Origin of the sequence: Streptomyces sp. NPDC086554, from assembly GCF_040686095.1 — a bacterium.
In the GTDB taxonomy this organism is placed as follows: Bacteria; Actinomycetota; Actinomycetes; order Streptomycetales; family Streptomycetaceae; genus Streptomyces.
This window is the reverse complement of sequence record NZ_JBFBJK010000044.1, coordinates 30,801-49,019: the sequence shown is the minus strand read 5'-3', so window position 1 is coordinate 49,019 and position 18,219 is coordinate 30,801. Positions and strand designations below refer to the sequence as shown.

At 70.7% G+C, this 18,219-nt stretch carries 18 protein-coding genes and 2 pseudogenes; 6 read left to right on the top strand and 14 right to left on the bottom strand.

Going from position 1 to position 18,219, the window contains the following annotated elements:
* Nucleotides 1-67 precede the first annotated feature (67 nt).
* Nucleotides 68-1,471 (bottom strand): dihydrolipoyl dehydrogenase, encoded by a 1,404-nt coding sequence (gene lpdA / locus AB0O76_RS41895; protein ID WP_365502623.1) that lies wholly within the window; start codon nucleotides 1,469-1,471, stop codon nucleotides 68-70.
* 286 nt (nucleotides 1,472-1,757) lie between these two features.
* Between lpdA and AB0O76_RS41890 the strand changes: the two genes are divergently transcribed.
* Both AB0O76_RS41890 and AB0O76_RS41885 read left to right on the top strand, forming a co-directional pair.
* Nucleotides 1,758-2,606 (top strand): SAM-dependent methyltransferase, encoded by an 849-nt coding sequence (locus AB0O76_RS41890; protein WP_365502621.1) that lies wholly within the window; start codon nucleotides 1,758-1,760, stop codon nucleotides 2,604-2,606.
* A gap of 174 nt (nucleotides 2,607-2,780) precedes the next feature.
* Nucleotides 2,781-3,707 carry a TauD/TfdA family dioxygenase gene (locus tag AB0O76_RS41885; protein WP_365502619.1) on the top strand — a complete coding sequence of 309 codons (927 nt, stop codon included), beginning with the start codon at nucleotides 2,781-2,783 and terminating at the stop codon, nucleotides 3,705-3,707.
* A 23-nt stretch (nucleotides 3,708-3,730) separates the two neighbouring features.
* Here the strand turns inward: AB0O76_RS41885 and AB0O76_RS41880 are convergent, their stop codons facing one another.
* A complete protein-coding gene (locus tag AB0O76_RS41880; RefSeq protein WP_365502617.1) occupies nucleotides 3,731-4,252 on the bottom strand; it encodes a GNAT family N-acetyltransferase in 522 nt (173 codons plus the stop codon).
* 227 nt (nucleotides 4,253-4,479) lie between these two features.
* Between AB0O76_RS41880 and AB0O76_RS41875 the strand changes: the two genes are divergently transcribed.
* Nucleotides 4,480-5,277: an acyl-CoA thioesterase domain-containing protein gene (locus AB0O76_RS41875; protein WP_365502615.1), complete on the top strand. Its 798-nt coding sequence runs from the start codon at nucleotides 4,480-4,482 to the stop codon at nucleotides 5,275-5,277.
* A 7-nt stretch (nucleotides 5,278-5,284) separates the two neighbouring features.
* Here AB0O76_RS41875 and AB0O76_RS41870 read toward each other — a convergent pair whose 3' ends face one another.
* The 3 genes and pseudogenes from AB0O76_RS41870 to AB0O76_RS41860 all read right to left on the bottom strand — a co-directional run.
* Complete coding sequence (locus AB0O76_RS41870) at nucleotides 5,285-6,748, bottom strand: DUF6351 family protein (RefSeq protein WP_365502613.1); 1,464 nt, start codon at nucleotides 6,746-6,748, stop codon at nucleotides 5,285-5,287.
* Nucleotides 6,749-6,939: 191 nt separating this feature from the next.
* Nucleotides 6,940-8,292 (bottom strand): enolase C-terminal domain-like protein, encoded by a 1,353-nt coding sequence (locus AB0O76_RS41865; RefSeq protein WP_365502611.1) that lies wholly within the window; start codon nucleotides 8,290-8,292, stop codon nucleotides 6,940-6,942.
* A 163-nt stretch (nucleotides 8,293-8,455) separates the two neighbouring features.
* Nucleotides 8,456-9,113: pseudogene (locus AB0O76_RS41860) on the bottom strand (dihydrodipicolinate synthase family protein); the annotation flags it as partial.
* Nucleotides 9,114-9,225: 112 nt separating this feature from the next.
* Here AB0O76_RS41860 and AB0O76_RS41855 point away from each other — a divergent pair.
* Nucleotides 9,226-9,483 (top strand): annotated as a pseudogene (locus tag AB0O76_RS41855) (helix-turn-helix domain-containing protein); the annotation flags it as partial.
* An 8-nt stretch (nucleotides 9,484-9,491) separates the two neighbouring features.
* Here the strand turns inward: AB0O76_RS41855 and AB0O76_RS41850 are convergent.
* From AB0O76_RS41850 to AB0O76_RS41835, 4 genes are all read right to left on the bottom strand, one after another.
* On the bottom strand, nucleotides 9,492-10,730 hold the full coding sequence (locus tag AB0O76_RS41850; RefSeq protein WP_365502609.1) for a sigma-70 family RNA polymerase sigma factor: 1,239 nt from the start codon (nucleotides 10,728-10,730) through the stop codon (nucleotides 9,492-9,494).
* Nucleotides 10,730-11,080, bottom strand: a complete 351-nt coding sequence (locus AB0O76_RS41845; protein WP_365502607.1) for a YciI family protein — start codon at nucleotides 11,078-11,080, stop codon at nucleotides 10,730-10,732. Before AB0O76_RS41845 ends, AB0O76_RS41850 begins: the two co-directional genes overlap by 1 nt.
* A gap of 213 nt (nucleotides 11,081-11,293) precedes the next feature.
* Nucleotides 11,294-11,734: a subtilase-type protease inhibitor gene (locus tag AB0O76_RS41840; RefSeq protein WP_365502605.1), complete on the bottom strand. Its 441-nt coding sequence runs from the start codon at nucleotides 11,732-11,734 to the stop codon at nucleotides 11,294-11,296.
* A 318-nt stretch (nucleotides 11,735-12,052) separates the two neighbouring features.
* The gene (locus tag AB0O76_RS41835; RefSeq protein ID WP_365502603.1) at nucleotides 12,053-12,424 is read right to left on the bottom strand and encodes a MerR family transcriptional regulator; all 372 of its coding nucleotides are present in this window, start codon (nucleotides 12,422-12,424) and stop codon (nucleotides 12,053-12,055) included.
* Nucleotides 12,425-12,541: 117 nt separating this feature from the next.
* Here AB0O76_RS41835 and AB0O76_RS41830 point away from each other — a divergent pair, with 117 nt between their 5' ends.
* Nucleotides 12,542-13,456, top strand: coding sequence for a chlorophyllase (locus tag AB0O76_RS41830; protein ID WP_365502601.1), 915 nt, complete (start codon nucleotides 12,542-12,544; stop codon nucleotides 13,454-13,456).
* 37 nt (nucleotides 13,457-13,493) lie between these two features.
* Here the strand turns inward: AB0O76_RS41830 and AB0O76_RS41825 are convergent, their stop codons facing one another.
* The 5 genes from AB0O76_RS41825 to AB0O76_RS41805 all read right to left on the bottom strand — a co-directional run bounded on the left by AB0O76_RS41825 (nucleotide 13,494) and on the right by AB0O76_RS41805 (nucleotide 17,637).
* A complete protein-coding gene (locus AB0O76_RS41825) occupies nucleotides 13,494-14,726 on the bottom strand; it encodes an epoxide hydrolase family protein (RefSeq protein WP_365502599.1) in 1,233 nt (410 codons plus the stop codon).
* A 39-nt stretch (nucleotides 14,727-14,765) separates the two neighbouring features.
* Nucleotides 14,766-15,248 carry a MarR family transcriptional regulator gene (locus AB0O76_RS41820; RefSeq protein ID WP_365502597.1) on the bottom strand — a complete coding sequence of 161 codons (483 nt, stop codon included), beginning with the start codon at nucleotides 15,246-15,248 and terminating at the stop codon, nucleotides 14,766-14,768.
* A gap of 63 nt (nucleotides 15,249-15,311) precedes the next feature.
* Nucleotides 15,312-15,845: a GNAT family protein gene (locus AB0O76_RS41815; RefSeq protein WP_365502595.1), complete on the bottom strand. Its 534-nt coding sequence runs from the start codon at nucleotides 15,843-15,845 to the stop codon at nucleotides 15,312-15,314.
* Nucleotides 15,842-16,516: a response regulator transcription factor gene (locus AB0O76_RS41810; RefSeq protein ID WP_365502593.1), complete on the bottom strand. Its 675-nt coding sequence runs from the start codon at nucleotides 16,514-16,516 to the stop codon at nucleotides 15,842-15,844. Before AB0O76_RS41810 ends, AB0O76_RS41815 begins: the two co-directional genes overlap by 4 nt.
* Nucleotides 16,513-17,637, bottom strand: a complete 1,125-nt coding sequence (locus AB0O76_RS41805) for a histidine kinase (protein ID WP_365502591.1) — start codon at nucleotides 17,635-17,637, stop codon at nucleotides 16,513-16,515. Before AB0O76_RS41805 ends, AB0O76_RS41810 begins: the two co-directional genes overlap by 4 nt.
* Nucleotides 17,638-17,828: 191 nt before the next feature.
* On the opposite strand from AB0O76_RS41805, the gene AB0O76_RS41800 reads away from it, so the two are divergent.
* Nucleotides 17,829-18,194, top strand: a complete 366-nt coding sequence (locus AB0O76_RS41800; RefSeq protein WP_365502589.1) for a DUF6223 family protein — start codon at nucleotides 17,829-17,831, stop codon at nucleotides 18,192-18,194.
* The last annotated feature ends 25 nt before the right edge of the window (nucleotides 18,195-18,219 follow it).

Sequence of the window (18,219 nt, the reverse complement as noted above, 5' to 3'; positions counted from 1 at the left end):
GGGGGCCCCCCCCACTTGCCCCGCCCGGCTCTCGGGGCGGGGCAACCCGTGGGCGTCAGAGGGTGCGTCAGAAGTTGATCATGTGTCCGGCCAGGCCGTGCACGGCCTCCTTGACCGCCTCGCCGAGCGTCGGGTGGGCGTGCACGTTGCGGGCGACCTCGTGCACGGTCAGGTCCCACTGCTGGGCCAGCGTGAGCTCGGGAAGCAGCTCCGTGACGTCCGGGCCGATCAGGTGGGCGCCGATGATCTCGCCGTACTGAGCATCGCTGATGATCTTGACGAAGCCGACCGTGTCGCCCAGGCCGTGCGCCTTGCCGTTCGCCATGAACGGGAACTTGGCGACCTTGACGTCGAAGCCCTTCTCCTTGGCCTGCGCCTCCGTCCAGCCGAAGCTGGCGATCTGCGGCTGCGAGTAGGTCGCGCGCGGGATCATGGGGTAGTCGAGCTCCATGGTCTCGGCGCCCGCGATCGTCTCGGCGGCCACCACACCCATGGACTCGGCGGTGTGCGCCAGCATCAGCTTCGCGGTGACGTCACCGATGGCGTAGATGTGCGGCACGTTCGTGCGCCCGCGGCCGTCGATGTCGATGGCGCCGCGCTCGGTCAGGGCCACGCCCGTGGCCTCCAGGCCGTAGCCCGTGACGTTCGGCGCGAAGCCGATGGCCTGCAGGACCTTGTCCGCCTCCAGGATCTCCTGCTTGCCGTCCTTGCCGGTCACCGTGACGCGCACCTGCGGGCCCGACTCGTCGATGGACTCGACACGGGTCGAGGTCTTCACGTCGATGCCGAGCTTGCGGTACTGCTTGGCCAGCTCCGTCGATACGTCCACGTCCTCCAGCGGCGCGATGCGGTCGAGGAACTCGACGATCGTGACCTTCACGCCGTAGTTGTGCAGGACGTACGCGAACTCGATGCCGATCGCGCCGGCACCCGCGATCACGATCGACTGGGGCACGCTGTCGGCGAGGATCTGCTCCTCGTACGTCACCACGCGCTCGCTGCGGCTCGTGCCGGGAAGCAGCTTCGGCGTGGCGCCCGTGGCGATGATGCAGTTGTCGAAGCCGATCGTGGTGGTCGTGCCGTCGGACTTGGCCACCTGGAGCGTGTTCGCGTCGAGGAAGGTGCCCCGGCCGTCGAACTCGGTGATCTTGTTCTTCTTCATCAGGAAGTGGACGCCCTTGACGCGGCCGTCCGCGACGGTACGGCTGCGGTTGAACGCCTCGCCGTAGTCGAAGGACACGTTCCCGTCGACCTTGATGCCGTACGTCTTCTGCTCGTGCGTGAACAGATGGGCAAGCTCGGCGTTGCGCAGCAGCGCCTTGGTCGGGATGCAGCCGACGTTGAGGCAGACACCTCCCCAGTACTTCTCCTCGACGACCGCAACCCGCTTGCCCAGCTGGGCGGCGCGGATGGCGGCCACATAGCCGCCGGGTCCTGCTCCGAGCACGACGACATCGAAGCGGTCTTCCATGGGGAGGTCCTCTCTGGTGGAACGTATCTCGCGTATCCGGTGGAACGAATCTCGCGTATCTCCGGTGGAACGTAACTCGCGTACGTCCGATCATGCGCCATCCGGCCGCCTCATGGGCGGGCGGGTGCCCGATGGCGCGCCGCCCCGGGCGGCCGTCTCCTCAACCGCCGCTGTGAGCACACCCGTTGGTGACCGGGACCGGGTTCACCGGGCCGCACGGCACGGGATAGTGTCGCCGCGACGGAGCCAAGACCCATATCCCTGTGGCAGAGGTGGAGAGCGCACTGTGGCCGGTGACGAGCAGCCCGAGATGATGCCCATTCCCTTCGACGTGCCCACGTCGGCACGTGCCTACGGCTGGATGCTCGGCGGCAAGGACAATTACGCGGTCGACCGCGAATTCCTGCTGCACACGCTGCCCGACTTCCCCGAGTGCGTCGACATCGCCCGGCAGAACCGCGAGTTCCTCTTCCGCGTGGTGCGCCATCTGACCCAGGCGGGGGTCCGCCAGTTCATCGACATGGGCTGCGGTCTGCCGACCGACGACAACGTCCACCAGGTCGCGCAGCGCTTCGCCCCTGACGCCCGCGTCGTCTACGTGGACATCGACCCGATCGTCCTCGCGCACGCCCACGCGCTGCTCGCCGACGACGCGACCACCACCGTCATCACCGGCGACATGCGCGACCAGGACGCGATCCTCGACCACCCCGACGTGCGGCGCCTGATCGACTTCGACGAGCCGGTCGCCGTGCTGTTCCTCTCCGTGGGGCACCACCTGACCGACGCCGACGACCCCCGCCGCGTCCTGCACACGATCATCGACCGGGCGGCCCCGGGCAGTTACCTGGGCTTCTCCCAGGTCGTCTCCGACGACCCGGAGCGCGGCGCCGCGATGACCGCGCACATCTCCGGCAGCGGCGTCCCCTGGCAGACCCGCACCCCCGGTGAGGTCGACGTCCTCCTCGACGGCCTCGCCCCGGTGGAGCCCGGCCTGCTGAACCTGGTGGACTGGCGCCCCGACGCCGACCAGCCGTCGCTCGCCCCCGTCCACGAGGACCTGGCCCCCTACCTGGGCGCCACCGAGCAGAACAAGGGCATCTACGAGTACGGGGGTTTGCTCCGCAAGGCGTAGCGGTACAGAATGGCGCGCATGATCCAGCACCTGACCGCCGCCGTGCGGACCTTCGGGGTCCCGTGGCGGCGCGGGTGCGAGCGATCGGGTCGCTAGCTGCCGGAGCGCGTCTCCGCAGCGCCCGGAGTTCCGCTCCGGGCCTCCGACCCGTTTTCTCGCCACCAAAGGATCATCATGGCTGTCACCTCTCCCGCGCTCCGCGATGCCCGCGTCCCCGCCGACGGCATGCACGAAGGGCGCCGCACCCTGCGCCGCGTACCCGAAGGCTGGGAAGAGCGCCCGTACGACCTGATCGACGTCGTCCCGCAGGGCCGCCTCATCGGCGCCGAGATCCGCGGCGTCGACCTCGCCGAGCCCCTCACGGCCGCGCTGCGCGAGGAGCTCAACCGGGCCCTCCTGGAGTGGAAGGTGCTCTTCTTCCGGGGCGCCGGGATCACCTCGGAGCAGCAGCGCGCCTTCGCCCTCAACTGGGGCGAGTTGGAGACCAATCCGCTGCTCGCGCGCGGTTCTGCCGAGGACGTCGTCCGGTTCGACAAGGGCGGCAGCGCGACGCCGACGTACGAGAACGTCTGGCACGCCGACGTCACCTTCCGCGAACGGCCCGCGCTCGGCGCCGTCCTGCAGCTGCGCGAGGTCCCGCCGGTGGGCGGCGACACGATGTGGGCGGACATGGCGGCCGCGTACGACAACCTCCCCGACGATGTGAAGGCGCGCATCGAGGGGGCGCGGGCGGTGCACGACTTCATCCCCGGCTTCGCCCGCTTCTACGGACCCGAGAAGCTGATCCCGCTCCAGGAGCAGTTCCCGCCGGTCACGCACCCGGTGGTGCGCAGGCACCCGGAGACCGGGCGGCGGATGCTCTTCGTGAACACCTCGTTCACCACACACATCGTGGGCATGGACCGCGAGGAGAGCGACCGGCTGCTCGGCTATCTGGTGCGGCAGGCGCATGTGCCGGAGTACCAGGTGCGGTTCCACTGGCAGGCCGGCGACATCGCGTTCTGGGACAACCGCGCCACCCAGCACTACGCGGTCGACGACTACGCCCCGCACCGCCGCGTCGCCGAGCGCGTCGCCATCGCGGGCGACCGCCCGTACTGATCACCCCCGCGGACGGCGCTCGCTCAACGCCCCATCGCCCGCTGCCACTTGACCTCGCCGTCCTGCCACTCGTCCGTGGGCTTGAGCCCCGCGGCGGTGGCGACGGCGGCCGAGGCATGGTGGTCCGGGTGGACATGGGCGATGACGGCTCGCACGGTCGGGCGTCCTGCCAGCCAGTCGACGAGCCCCCGGGCCGCCTCCACGGCGATGCCGCGCCCCTGCCACGGGGTCCCGATCACCCAGGCGATCTCCGCGACGAGTCCGGGGCCGTCGGGGACCACGGTCGCCTGCACCGTCCCGGTCAGCCGCTCCTCGTCACGCAGCCGGACCACCCAGTTGCACCAGGAGACCGCCGGGTCGGGGGACCCGGCGGTCATCCGCCGGTAGCGGGCGCGCAGCGCCTCGGGATCGTCGGGAGCACCACCGATGAAGGTGTGCAGGGCCGGATCGGACAGCACGCCGGCCATCTCGTCGGCGTGCTCGACCATCAGGGGTACGAGGTCGAGGCGGGCGGTGGCGATCCTTCGGGCGTCGATGCGTGTCATGGCAGGTGACCCCCGAGGCTGAGACTGATGTGCGAGGCAGCGTAATCGAGGCGGAGATCAGACCCGGCACGGACAGCGGCGGCCGCCCGGATCGCTGTGATGTGCGTCATGCGGGCGTTGCCCGGCCCGTTCGCCGGGCAGACTGGCAGCCGGATCAAGGAGGAGCCGGTGGACCGAAAGGCGCGACGCGCAGTCAAGGCGGCCGACGCGGGCCTGGCAGGTGCCCGTTGACCACTCAGGCGCAGTGCACACTGTCCGATCTGCTGGTCCTCGACAAGACGGCGGAGAACCACTACCAGGCCCCCGTCGTCGTCCAGGAGAGCTTCCCCCTGTACGGCGGCCAGATCGCGGCCCAGGCCCTGCTCGCCGCGGGCCTGACCGTGACGGGGCGCCAGCTTCCGCGCTCGCTGCACGCCACGTATCTCCTGCCCGGTGACACCACCGCCCCCGTCGACTTCGAGGTGGAGCGGGACCGGGACGGATTCTCCTTCTCCGCGCGCCGAGTTGTCGCCCGCCAGCACGGCATGACGGTCTTCACCATGTCGGCCTCCTTCCACGAGCCGTCGGCCGGCCAGGACACCCAACTCGGCGAACACCCGGCCCCCACACCGCCGGAGGACTCCGAACCCTTCGAGATGGGACGCTTCCCGCTGCTCGAATGGCGGCTTCCGGTGCAGACCCAGCCGTGGGGCCGGGGCAGGCCCACGCGGCTGTGGGCGCGTACCAAGGACGCCATCCCCGACAGCCCGCTCCTGGACGCCTGTGCGCTGACGTACCTCTCCGACGTGTCGACCGGCATCTCCGGCGTCAGCGGCGGCGGCAAGTACGCGGGCGTCACCCTCGACCACACGGTCTGGTTCCACCGCCAGGTCGGCTTCGACTCCTGGATCCTCCTCGACATGATCCCGAAAACCGTCGCGCAGGGCCGCGGCTGGTACACCGGCGGGATGTACACCACCGAGGGAACACTGGCGGCGACCCTGGCCCAGGAAACGCTCTTCCCTCCGGCCGGATCGCGGCGGTGACCACGCGTCAAGGCGCGATCCCCACCCCCTCGATCCTGCTCCACGCCTTCTCCTGCGCGGCTGTCATCGCGGGCCAGGAAAGGCCGCCGGGGCGGGGCCTGATGCGTGAGGCGTACGGGGCGGGGCGGAAGTCCGGGGCGTAGAAGCATCCGGTGCCGTACGTCTCGTCGAAGGCGGCGCAGGACGTCGCGATCGCGTGTGGGGTCGGCTTGTTGCCCGTTCGGGCCCAGGTGTTCAGTGTGGCCAGGGATGCGGCGTATTCGGAGTCGCTGAGTGCGCTGTGCTCCGTCTCCGTCGTGTATGTCTGGACGAGATGGCTGTCCCGGCCTGCGCCTCGCAGCGTGGCGCGGTAGGCCGCCTCGTGCTCGACGAAGGCCGTCGGGTCGTCGATCGCGTGCAGGGTGAGGACCGGGATCGAAACGCGGCCCGTGAGGTCGCTGTCGTAGGAGAGGTCACGGCGGGCCGTGGGGTCGGGCGAGAAGCGTTCGACACCGGCGTTGAGCGCCTTGTCGTCGTGCGAACCCGAGTACCTCACGCCCCGGTTGCCGAACGGATTGCGGCCGTCGAGGCGGCTCGACACGATGTCCCGGAAGGTGAATGTCGCGAAGCGCAGATGGGATTCGACGGCCCGTTCCGGGATGCGGGTGACGGCGAGGATGTCGTCGAGGTTGCGCTGCTGCAGGGCCGTCCGGTCCGCGCGCGGGGACGCGTAACCGGTGCATTCCTGGAGCCGGGCGCGCAGGCCCGCGGCCGTCATGGTGGAGTCAGCGCGCAGCCCCTGCCACAACGGGTACCGGGGCTCGCTGGGGCGCGGGTGGTTTTGGCAGTAGTACTGGTAGACCACCCGCAGGTCGACGCGGTAGTCGTAGCCGCGCGAACCCCCGCCGAGCACGCCGCTGGTCAGCAGCGCCCCGTCGTAGACGCCGGGCCGCGCGCCGTACGTCTCCGCGACCTTGGCGGCGACGTTGCCGCCCCAGGACTGGCCGTGCACATATGTGCGCCGCGGCGTGCCGAACTCCTCCACGAACAGGCGGCGTACGTTCTCGGTGTCGGCGGCGGCCATCCGTGTGCCGTAGCCGCCGCGACGGTAGGAGGAGCCGGCCCAGGCGTATCCCTCGTCGACCATCACCGCCCACCGCTCCAGGTCGTCGGTGCTGCGCGCGGGATCGGACGCGTCGCCGAGGTCCGGACCGCCGTGGGCGTGCACGACGAGGGAGCCGTTCCAGTCCGAGGGCACCGCGATCGTGTAGTGGGCCCCGTTGGCGTCCTGCCCGGTGTAGCACTTCGCCTTGTCGAGCAGGCGGGGCGGGCAGGTCCCGGGTGCCGGGCGCGAGGTCTTGGCCTGGGTGGCGGTCGCGGTGCCGAGCGTGCCGAGCAGTACGGCGGCGAGCGCGGCCGCCAGGGCCGCGGGGCGGCGTCGGCGGGACAGGGGCCGCCGGGGCAGGGGCGTGGGTGCGTCAGGTGTGCTCAAGGGAACGGCTCCCGTGGGTGCTCGGCGTGAACTTGCGCTGCGAGCCGGGATGTTAGGAACCGCCGAGGACGAGGGCCACCGTTGGGATCATTGCGTTCATAGTGTTCGGCCTGCCGAAGGTCCGCCGCGCCACAGGGCACGCGTCGCGGCGGGACCTTCAGCCGTCGCGGCGGACCTTCAGCCGGGACCCGCTACCGCACCAGGCAGGGGCGCTTGCCGTCGAACTGCCAGTCGGGGACCAGGTAACGCATCGCCGCCGCGTCGTCCCGCGCGCCCAGCGCCTTCTCGCGATAGAGCTCATGGGCCGCGAGCAGGCGGTCCCTGTCCAACTGGACGCCCAGGCCGGGGGAGTCGGGGACGGCTATCTCGCCGTCGACGATGCGGGGTGGGGCGGTGGTGAGCCGTTCCAGGCCCTCCTGCCAGATCCAGTGGGTGTCCAGGGCGTTGTACTCACCGGGGGCGGCCGCCCCGCAGTGCGTCACCATGGCCAGGGAGATGTCGAAGTGGTTGTTGGAGTGACAACCCCAGGTCAGGCCCATCGCGTTGCACAGCTGGGCGACGCGCACCGATCCCTGCATGGTCCAGAAGTGCGGGTCGGCCAGGGGGATGGAGACCGACTGCAGGGCCAGGGCGTGGGTCAGCTGCCGCCAGTCCGTGGCGATCATGTTGGTCGCGGTGGGCAGGCCCGTGGCGCGCCGGAACTCAGCCAGGATCTCCCGCCCGGAGTAGCCGTCCTCGGCCCCGCAGGGATCCTCGGCGTAGGCGAGCGTGCCGACCAGCGGCCGGCACAGCTCGACCGCATCGCGCAGCGACCACGCCCCGTTCGGGTCCAGGGTGATCCGGGCCTCGGGGAATCGGTCCTTGAGCGCGCGGACGGCCTTGACCTCATCGGCGCCCTCCAGGACACCGCCCTTCAGCTTGAAGTCACGGAAGCCGTAAAGGTCGTGGGCGGCCCCGGCCTGGCGGACGATCGCCTCGGGGGACAGGGCCTCCTCGTGCCGGACGCGGTACCAGTCGATCTCGGAGTCGGGCTCGCGGACGTAGTCGAGGTCGGTGCGGTCGGGGTCGCCGACGTAGAAGAGATAGCCCAACACGCGGACCGCGTCGCGCTGTTGGCCATCTCCCAGGAGCGCCGCGACGGGTACGTCGAGGTGCTGGCCCAGGAGGTCGAGCAGGGCCGACTCGACGGCGGTGACGGCGTGCACGGTGGTCCGCAGGTCGAAGGTCTGGTCCCCCCGGCCGCCGGAGTCGCGCCCCGCGAAGCGCTCCCCGATCTGCCGCAGCACCCGCTTGTAATCGCCCAACGTCGCGCCGACGACCAGGGATTCGGCATCCCCCAAGGTCTCGGTGATCTTCGCGCCGCCGGGCACCTCGCCGAGGCCCGTGCGCCCCTCGGAGTCCTGGAGGACGACCACATTGCGGGTGAAGTAGGGGCCGTGCGCGCCGGAGAGATTCAGCTCCATGGAGTCACGGCCGGCGACGGGATAGACGGCGTACTGGGTGATGGTCGGCTGGCCGGCACTCCGGTAGCTTCTCTTGCTCATCGTCGTCAACGTCCTTGTATTGGGGAGGGAGTTAAGGGGAGCTGCGAAAGGCCGCCGGGCTGGTTTCAACCCGGCTGGTGTTGACTGTGGAAGACCTGCTGGTCCGCTGGGCCACAGGCAGCGTGAGCCAGGAATCCCCCTGCTTCAGCTGCCGTTCGTCTACGGCGCCCACCAGGGCAAGTCCGTCGTCGAGCACCTTCGCGAGCTCGGCGAGGTCGTCGGGTCCGGGGTCGGTGAGCGGGGCGCGCACGGGTCCGACGGGGAGGCCGCGCAGCCGGGCGGCGGCCTTGATCAGCGAGACGGCGTAGCCGGGCACCGGGGCGAAGGCGTGGACCGCCGATGAGTAGGCGGGCACGCCGACGGTGGCGTACGCGCGGGCCTGGATCTCGGCGGTGGCGGCGCCGTTGAAGAAGAGGAAGCCCTCGGGGGCCGCGAGGGTGAGGCGATGCAGCCGATCGGGGTCGCTGTGCCCGTCCTTGAGGCCGATGACGGTGGGGATCTCGGCGATGCGGCGCACGCCGTCCGCCGTGAAGGTGACCGGGCCGCGCTGGTAGGCGATGAGCGGAAGGCGGGTGCCGTCGGCGATCCGGCGGAGCTGCTCCACCAGGCCGTCCTGCGGGGCGGCGACCAAGTAGTGCGGCAGGACCAACAGGGCGTCCGCTCCCGCCTCTTCGGCGATACGGGCGAAGCGGCGGTCCTGCGCGGTACTCGTCCTCATCCAGCTCGCTGAACTCGCCGGTGCCGCAGGCGGGGAAGACGGCGCTGGGCGCGGACGCCAACTGGGCAGGCAGGTAGGCCCGGTACGCCTCCAGGTCGAGAGCGCGGGTGACGTCCTCGGGCTCCGTCCTGTGCCGTGTCATGCATCCCGTCCTTGTATATAGATGGCGTTCGTATATGGGAATGGAGGCTAAGTTGGTGAACGCGAACGGGTCAATGGGTGGGGAGAGGCGGTTTTACGATGGGCCGCATGCCGGAGAACTCCTCGCCGGGCGCGGCGACCGACCGGCCCGCCTGGACGAACTCGCCGCGGAACTCGGCGTACCGCGCAGCAGCATGTACCAACTCCTGCAGACCCTCGTCGACTGGGGCTGGGTGCGCTCCGACACCACCGGTTCGCTGTACGGCATCGGGGTCCGCGCACTGCTCACCGGCACCAGCTACCTCGACAGCGACCGGCGGGTGCGGGCGGTAGCCGTCCGTCATTGCTCGGTGAGTGACCGGCGGATGCGGCGCAGGTGGGCCTGTTCGGCCGCGTTCTCGGTGCGGGCGATGGCGGCCTCGTAGGCCAGGGCCGCTTCGTCCCGGCGGTCCAGGCGGCGCAGCAGGTCAGCCCGGACGGCGTGGAAGACGTGGTAGCCGTCCAGGGCGAGAGCGTCGACCAGAGCCAACGCCGGTGCGGGGCCCTCGACTTCGGCCACCGCGACCGCGCGGTTGAGCGCCACCACCGGGTTCGGGGCCACCGCCATCAGCTGGTCGTACAGCCGGCGGATCTGGCCCCAGTCCGTGGCGGCCGCGGTCGGCGCGTCGCTGTGGACGGCGTTGATCGCGGCCTGGATCTGGTACGGGCCGGGGCGGTTGCGCCGCAGGCAGCGGCGTACGAGGTCCTGGCCCTCGTCGATCAGGGCGCGGTCCCAGCGGGTGCGGTCCTGGTCGGCGAGGAGGACGAGTCCGCCGTCCGGTGCCGTGCGCGCCGCACGCCGTGACGCGGAGAGCAGCATGAGGGCGAGCAGGCCGAGGGCCTCGGGTTCGTCCGGCATGAGCTCGGCAAGGAGGCGCCCCAGGCGGATGGCTTCCGCGCAGAGGTCCTCGCGGACGAGCTCGTCACCCGAACTGGCCGTGTGCCCCTCGTTGAAGATCAGGTAGACGACCGCGAGCACCGCGCGCAGCCGGTCGGGCAGATCGGCGTCGCCGGGGATCCGGTACGGGATGTGCGCGTCGCGGATCTTCCCCTTGGCCCGCACGATCCGCTGGGCCATGGTCGATTCCGGTACCAGGAACGCGCGGGAGATCTCCGTGGTGGTGAGCCCGCCGAGCAGGCGCAGGGTGAGCGCAACGCGCGCCGCAGGGGCGAGCGCCGGATGGCAGCAGGTGAAGATCAGGCGCAGTCGGTCGTCGCGCACGGGTCCCTCCTCTCCGAGGGGGCTGCCCTGGGCGTGCAGCAGCGCGGCCTGGGCGTGCCGGTCGGCGCGGGAGGCCTCCCTGCGGAGGCGGTCGATCGCGCGGTTGCGGGCGGTGGTGATGATCCAGCCCGCGGGGCTCGGCGGCACACCGGTGGACGGCCACCGCTGCACCGCCGTGGTGAACGCGTCCTGGACCGCCTCCTCGGCGATGTCGATGGAGCCGAAGACACGGACCAGGACGGCCACCGCGCGCCCGTACTCCTCGCGGAAGACACGCTCGACGACCCCGGCGGTGACCTCCGTGGTGTCGGATGCCATCAGCGGGAGTCGGGCCGCAGCGGGCGGACCTCGACCGGCAGGGTGGCGGCGCGGGCCAGCTTGCGGCCCCAGGTGAGCGCCTCGTCGAGATCGGCCGCCTGGATGACGGTGAACCCGCCCAGGTGCTCCTTGCCCTCGACGTAGGGGCCGTCGGTGGTGAACACGTCCTCGTCCTTGAGCCGCAGAACGGTCGCCGTGCTCGGCGGGAAGAGTCCTCCCGTGAACACCCAGGCGCCCGACTCCTTGAGCTCGGTGGTCAGTGCTTCGAGGTCGCGCACGATCGGTTCGAGGATCTCCGGAGCCGGGGGCTCGCCGTCGGGCTGGTAGACGCTGAGCATGTACTGGTTCATGGCTGCTTCTCCTCGGCGGATCGTGCTGCGGGCCGGGCCGTTGCCGGTCTCTCACCCTCCATACGAACGGGGTGCCGCCGGATCGACACGGGCCGACGGTCGCCGGCATGGACGACGACGAGGCCTCATCCCACCGTCAGGGGAGAGGCCTCGTCCAGCCAATTGAGCTCGGAAGGCTGAGAAGGCCGAGAAGGCCGAGAAGGCCGAGAAGGCTCAGAAGGAGAGGGCGGCACCTCCCGAAAGGCTTGCGCCCATCTCGCAGCTGTTGCTGAAGGTGGCGGACCACGCGACTCGTCTGCCCTGCCACACACCGTCGGCGGTGACCACGACGGGCTTCCACTCCTTGGTGCAGGCCACGCCGGACGCCGTGCCGACCAGCTGGGCGAACTCCCCGTCGACGGCGTTCAGTTCGGCGCATGCGGCGGCCGCGGAGGGGTGGCTCCCCGAGGCCTTGGGCGTACACGTCAGGGTCACCGCGCGCTGCATGGTCGCGGTGTCGGCGTCCTTGCCCTGGCCGACGGCGAGCACCAGTGACGAGGGCGCGTAGAGGCCGGTCGGAGCGGGCGTCTCGGCCTGGGCCGTGCCGGTCGTTCCGGACATCACGCAGGCGGCCACAAGGGTCGTCGCGCCCACCGTCTTGAGGAAGAAACGCACGTCAGCTCTCCTTTGATGCGGGTGTGTTCCTGGTTGCGGACAGGAGTCTTGCCGGTGCGGAGAGTGAGCGCCAAACTCATGGTCGATTTCCGGATGCATGTGTTCGCTGAGCGGTCGCCGCATGGCTGTTCGGGCAGCTCAGAGCGGTTGGGGGAGCCGCGCGAAGGCTGTCCAACATATGGACCGGAGGCGGTGATGCAAGCCGGAACAACCGTCTGACCTGCAACTTAAGGTGATTCCATTTTCTATCGGAATCTGTGGTCGACCGGAAAGCATCGGTGCTATAGGCGCGGGACATATGCGGTTCGTACGCGGGCGCTACTGGGGTCGGCAGTGCCGTCCCGTGCGCCGGCTCGCGGTAGCGGTGGTGATCATGGCGTCGAGCCTGTCGCGGGCGCTCACCAGATCCCCGATCTGCCGGTCGATGCGGCTCCGTTCGACCGAAAGCCGGTCGAGCAGCTCCGGCGTGGCCTCACCGTTCACGACGCACGGCAGCAGTTCCAGGATCGACTTGCTCGTCAGCCCGGCGGCATACAGCTGCTGGATCAGCCGGACGCGGTCGACCGCGCGCTCCGCGTAGTGGCGCTGGCCGCTGGCGCTGCGTTCCGAGGCGAGCAGATGCTGTTCCTCGTAGTACCGCAGCGCCCGAACGCTGACGCCCGTCCTGGTGGCGAGCTCGCCGATGCGCATCACGTCTCCCGATCTGTTCAAGGCCTACGTCTTGCCTCTGACGTCAGCGTCAGGTTTTAGCGTAGCTCGCGTGACCGCATCAGCTCGCGTGACCGCATCAGCCAGGGCCACGCGGACGTGGCCCTCACCGCACCCACCCCCGTCGTCTCGGTGAAGCCGGTAGCGCTGCGCGCGCCGGGCCGCGGCGAGGACCTCCAGGTGAGGGTCTCCGCGCCGACGGCCGGGGGCGAACTGCCGGTCATCGTGCTCTCGCACGGCTTCGGCTCGTCGCTGAACGGCTATGGCCCCCTGGCCGACTTCTGGGCCGCTCACGGCTTCGTGGTGATCCAGCCCACCCATCTCGACTCCAGGACGGTGGGCCTCGCCCAGGACGATCCCCGCACCCCGCGGATCTGGCGTTTCCGCGTCGAGGACATGAAGCGCGTCCTCGACCGGCTCGACCTGCTGGAAGCTGCCGTACCCGGTCTCGCGGGGCGCATCGACCGCGGCCGCATCGCCGCGGCCGGACACTCCTTCGGCGGCCAGACGGCGGGCAATCTGCTGGGCCTGCGCGTCCTCGACCCGGTGAGCGGGGAGGAGGCGGACCTGTCCGACGAACGGATCAAGGCAGGCGTGCTGCTCGCCACGGCCGGAAGGGGCGGAGCCGATCTGACGCCGTTCGCCGCCGAGCACTTCCCGTTCATGAACCCGAGCTTCGCCCACATGACCACGCCCGCCCTGGTGGTCGCCGGGGACAGGGACGACTCCCCACTGTCCGTCAGGGGCCCGGAGTGGCTTGCGGATCCGTACTTCCTGAGCCCGGGTGACAAGAGCCTGCTCACGCTGTTCGGTGCGGAACACTCGCTCGGCGGGATAGCCGGATACGAGGCCCGGGAAACGACGGACGAGAACCCCGAGCGCGTCGCCCTGATCCAGCGGATCACGTGGGCGTACCTGCGCCGTGCGCTCGGCGTGGAGGACGCCGGTTGGCCGGCAGCACAGAAGTCTCTGCTGGACAGCTCCCATCCACTGGGTCGCATCCAATCGAAGTGAAGCCGCCCCCCTCCCCTCCGATCGATCCCGCTGTCGACTAGCGGCGGTCGCGGAATGTGCGGCGAAGGTCGTCGACCCAGGCGTCGGGGATCTCCCAGGGGATGAAGTGGCCGCCGTTCTCGTGCGCGGTGACGTTGACGTGGTGGTACCACTCGGCGCGGTCGCCGGCGAGCCAGTTCTGGACGCGCTGTTCGGGGGTGGTGACGCCGGGCGGGTTCTCGTGGCCGACGAACGTGATGCCGGTGGGAGCCTCGACGACCGGCCGGCGGTCGTGGGAGGGAGTCCACGGATAGCGGTTGGCGTTGGCGTAGTAACGCACCGACGTGCCGATGGCGTTGTTCACCCAGAAGATCATGGCGTGGGTGAGGAGGTCGTCCTTGGAGAAGACGTTCTCGACGTCGCCCTTGCTGTCGCTCCACTTGGTCCAGCGTTCCAGGATCCAGGCGAGCAGGCCGACCGGCGAGTCGCTCAGGCCGTGGGCGAGCGTGCTCGGGCCGAGGACGTGTACGGCCAGGTGGGCGGCGAAGCGCCGCTCCAGGGACACGAGTTGACGGTGCGCGGGCTCGGAAAGGCCCTCGGGGATCGGGTGGCCGCCGCTGAGGTCCCAGCCCCGGTCGCCGTTGAACAGGGTGAGTTTCAGGGCGGAGCCGATGTGGATGCCGTGCAGTTCGTCGGCGTACTTGTGGCCGAGCTGTCCTGTGACGAGGGCGCCTACGTCGCAGCCCCCGGCGGCGTACTTCTCGTGGCCGAGCGTTTCGGTCATCAAGGTGTGCCAGAGGTCGGCGACCTTCACGAAGTTCATGTCGGGGTGATCCGGCAGCGGCGTGGAGAAGCCGAAGCCGGGCAGCGAGGGCACGATGACGTCGAACGCGTCGGCCGGGTCGCCGCCGAAGGCCGCGGGGTCTGCGAGAGGCTCGATGACCTTCGACCAGTGCCAGAATGTCCACGGCCAGCCGTGCGTGAGGATGAGCGGCGTCGGGTCGGGTCCCACACCGGCCTTGCGCATGAAGTGCACAGGAACGCCGTCGACGCTCACCCGGTACTGCTCATGGGCGTTGATCGCGGCCTCGGCCTTGCGCCAGTCGTACCGATGGAGCCAGTGGTCGGCAAGCTCCTGGAGGTAGACGCGGCTGACGCCGTAGTAGCCGTCGTCGTTGCCCACGTCGTCGAACCACCGGGTCAGGCGCAGCCGCGTCCTCAGGTCGTCGAGTACGGCTTCGGGGACGTGCAGGGGCGCGGGTTCCAGGGGGAAGCGGGCGGTGGTTGCCATGGGATTCCTTCCGGCAGGGAGAAGCGGCCGCGCCGCGCGTCAGCGCTCGGACTCCATGAGCGCGGCCATCCGCGCGAGCGCGGGCAGAGCGGCGCCGATGGCGTGCCGCTCCTCGGGGGTCAGGGCTTCGGCGAACAGGCTGAACTGGCGTACGCGGTCCGCGTGTCGGGTCCGGATGATCCGTGCGCCGGCCGGGGTCACCTGGACGAGCACCGCGCGGCGGTCGTCGGGATCCGGCCTGCGCTCCACGAGCCCGTCCTGTTGCAGGCGGTTCACCAGCTGGGTGATGGCGGGCTGGGTGATCTGCTCGGTCACCTTCAGCGCGGTCAGCCGCATGGGCCCCTTGTGGGTCAGCGTGTGCAGGACGGACAGCGTGGTGAAGCTGTGCTTCTCGGTGGTGGGAAGCCGGATGGAGCGCCGGGTGAACTCCGCCATGACAGTGGCGAGTTCACTGGTGTCGAGCTCGTGCTGAAGCCCGTGCTCAAGCTCGTGCTCGGGCCGGGGCTGAGGCTGGGGTGCCATGCCCCGAACGTATCACCGATTTATTTAAATCGCTTATGTACTTCGGCGGTCAGCACTCAGGTGTCAGCACTCAGGGACGGTCCCGCGTTCGCATACGTGCAGATGGCCGTCGAGCGGATGGGGCGGGCGCGGCGGAAGGACGGCCTCAAGGGCAAAGCCCGCCTTCTCCGCGACCCGGCATGAGGCCGGATTGCCCACGTTGTGGAACAGTTCCAGGCGGGTGAGGCCCTGCCCCTGGTCGGCGTCGAAGGCCCAGGCCGTCAGCAACTCGACTGCCCGGGATGCCAGGCCGAGTCCCCGCGCAGGAGCCCCGGTCCAGTAGCCGATCTCGCCCACGGCCCCTGTGCCACCCGGCCGTTTGAGCACGGCGTGACCCGCCACCTGCCCGTGCGCGAGGACCGCGAAGCTGAGTCGCTCCCGCGTCGCCCAGCCCGCTTGTTGCGCGGCGATCCAGCGCACCGCGTCGTCCTCGTCGGCCACCCGGTGCGACGTCCAGCGCCGCAGTTCCGCGTCATCGGCAAGCGCCGCCAGCGCGGTGGCATCAGCGGCCGCCCAAGCGCGCAGCGTCAGTTCCGCCGAGCTCAGGACCACCGTCATCGCTGCCCCCGGTCGCGCGGGGCCACCAGGCCGGACTCGTAGGCCAGGACGACGAGTTGGGCGCGGTCACGGGCATGCAGCTTGGTCATGGCCCGGTTGACATGGGTCTTCGCGGTCAGCGGGCTGATCACCATGCGGTCGGCGATCTCGTCGTTGGACAGGCCCTGTGCGACCAGGGCGACGGCCTCACGCTCGCGATGGGTCAGCCCCTTCAACTCCGTGTCGCCGTCGATGGCGTGGGGCGGCTGCGTGACGTACCGGTCGATCAGCTTGCGGGTGATCGACGGTGCGAGCAGCGCATCGCCGCGTGCGGCGACGCGCACGGCGTGCAGCAGGTCCTCGGGCACGATGTCCTTGACCAGGAATCCCGCGGCGCCGGCGCGCAGCGCGTCGAAGACATACTCGTCGAAGCCGTAGTTGGTCAGGATGACGACGTGCACGCCGGCCAGGGCCGGGTCGGCGGCGATGAGCCGGGTCGCCTCGATGCCGTCGACGACGGGCATCTGGATGTCGATGAGCGCGATGTCGGGCAGGTGCTGTCGGGCAAGCGCCACGCCCCCCTGCCCGTCGGCGGCCTCGGCCACCACCTCGATGTCGTCCTCGATGTCGAGGAGCGCGCGAAAGCCGCTGCGCAGGAGCGGCTGGTCGTCGACCAGCAGGACACGGATCACGACGTACGCTCCACGGGAAGCTCGGCCCGGACGGTGAAGCCGCCGTCGCCGCGGGGTTCCGCGTGCAGGCGGCCGCCCAGCGCGGTCACGCGTTCGTGCATCCCGAGCAGCCCGACGCCGGGCACCGGGGCGGAGTCCGGCGAGGCCTTCCCGTCGTCGTCGACCCGTATGGCCAGAGCGTCCGGCCGGTAGTCGATCCGGACCGACGCCGTACTGGCCGATGCGTGCCGGGCGATGTTGGTGAGCGACTCCTGAACGATGCGGTAGGCGGTGCGGTCCACCGTGGCCGGCACGTCGTGCCGGCGCCCTTCGATCGTCAGCGTCGCGTCCAGGCCGTTGCCACGGGCCCGTTCCACCAGCCCCGGGACGTGCGCGAGGCCGTGCGGCGGAGCCTTGCCGTCGTCACGCAGCGCCTCCAGGGTCGCCCGCAGCTCCCGGGTCGCCTCACGGCCGGCGTCGCGGATCGCCAGGAGGGCCTCCGGCACCTCTTCGCCGCGCTTGCGGGCCACATGCACGGCGGCTTCCGACTGCACCTTGATCACCGAGATCTGATGGGTGAGCGAGTCGTGCAACTCCCGGGCGATGTGCAGCCGTTCCTCGTCGGCGCGGCGCCGTGCGGTCTCCTCGCGGGTGCGCTCGGCTTCGTCGGCTCGCCGCTCGGCCTGCCGCAGCGCTTCCCCCGCGGCACCGGCCGCGATCAGCCAGGCAATCTCCAGGGCGCCGCGGGCCTGTGCGAACGCCTCGCCCGTGTCGTGCAGGGAGACCAGGGCGGCGAGGGGAAGTGCGGCCAGCATCAGCACGCTCGCCGCGACCGTGACGACGCGGTGTCCCGCGCGCATGGACGCGTACACCGCGAACAGGAAGGCGACGACCGGCACGTCGAAACCGGCCGCCTGATACCCCATCGCGCAGAGCCCGGTGACGGCCAGGACGGCGACCGGAGCCCGGCGGCCCGCGGCGAGCGCCAGGCCGCTCGCCGCCAACAGCGCGTAGCCGAGCACCTCGTGATCCGCGGCGGAGTGCTGCTCGGACCGCCCGGCGATCAGCAGCACCGCCGCCACGCAGACCGCGACCACCCCGTCCCTGACCGCAGCCGGAACGCCGAACCGTCCTGTGCTCATGCGCGCACCCTAGCCGGACGCCGGGGCGGGGGAGTCCGGCTGACGAAGGGGTGAACGCCTACCGCGTACGCAGTACTTCCGCGCCCCCTGCCACATCCGCGGCAGCGCGAAGTGTCTGCGGCTGCTGGACGACCGGTGGCCCGCCCGGCGAAAGGGTCGGAGGAACCCTTTTGGAAGAAGAGGAGAAGGACATGATCTCGTCAGAACCCCTGATGACCGCCGCCGACGTGTACTCCATGAGCGCCGGACGCCTCGGGGCCACCACAGCCGCCGTGTTGGGGCTGATCGGCGTGGTCGTCGGAGGCCTTGCGCTGGCCCGCCCCGCCGGTCGCCTCGGCACCGGCGCCGGGCGGCTCGGAGCCAACGCCGCCCTGGCGGCGGGGCTGATCGCCGCGGCCGTCGGCGGTCTCGTCACGGCCACCGCCGACGGCGGCCTCGGCACCGGCAACGGCCTCGGCGGGGCCATCGTCGCCCTGGTGGTGGGAGCGATCGCCCTCGTCCTCGGCGGCCTGGCCCTGGCCCGCGCCCGCCGCACGGAGTCGGCGTCGACCGGCTGACCAGGAACCATGGCGGGGCGGCGCC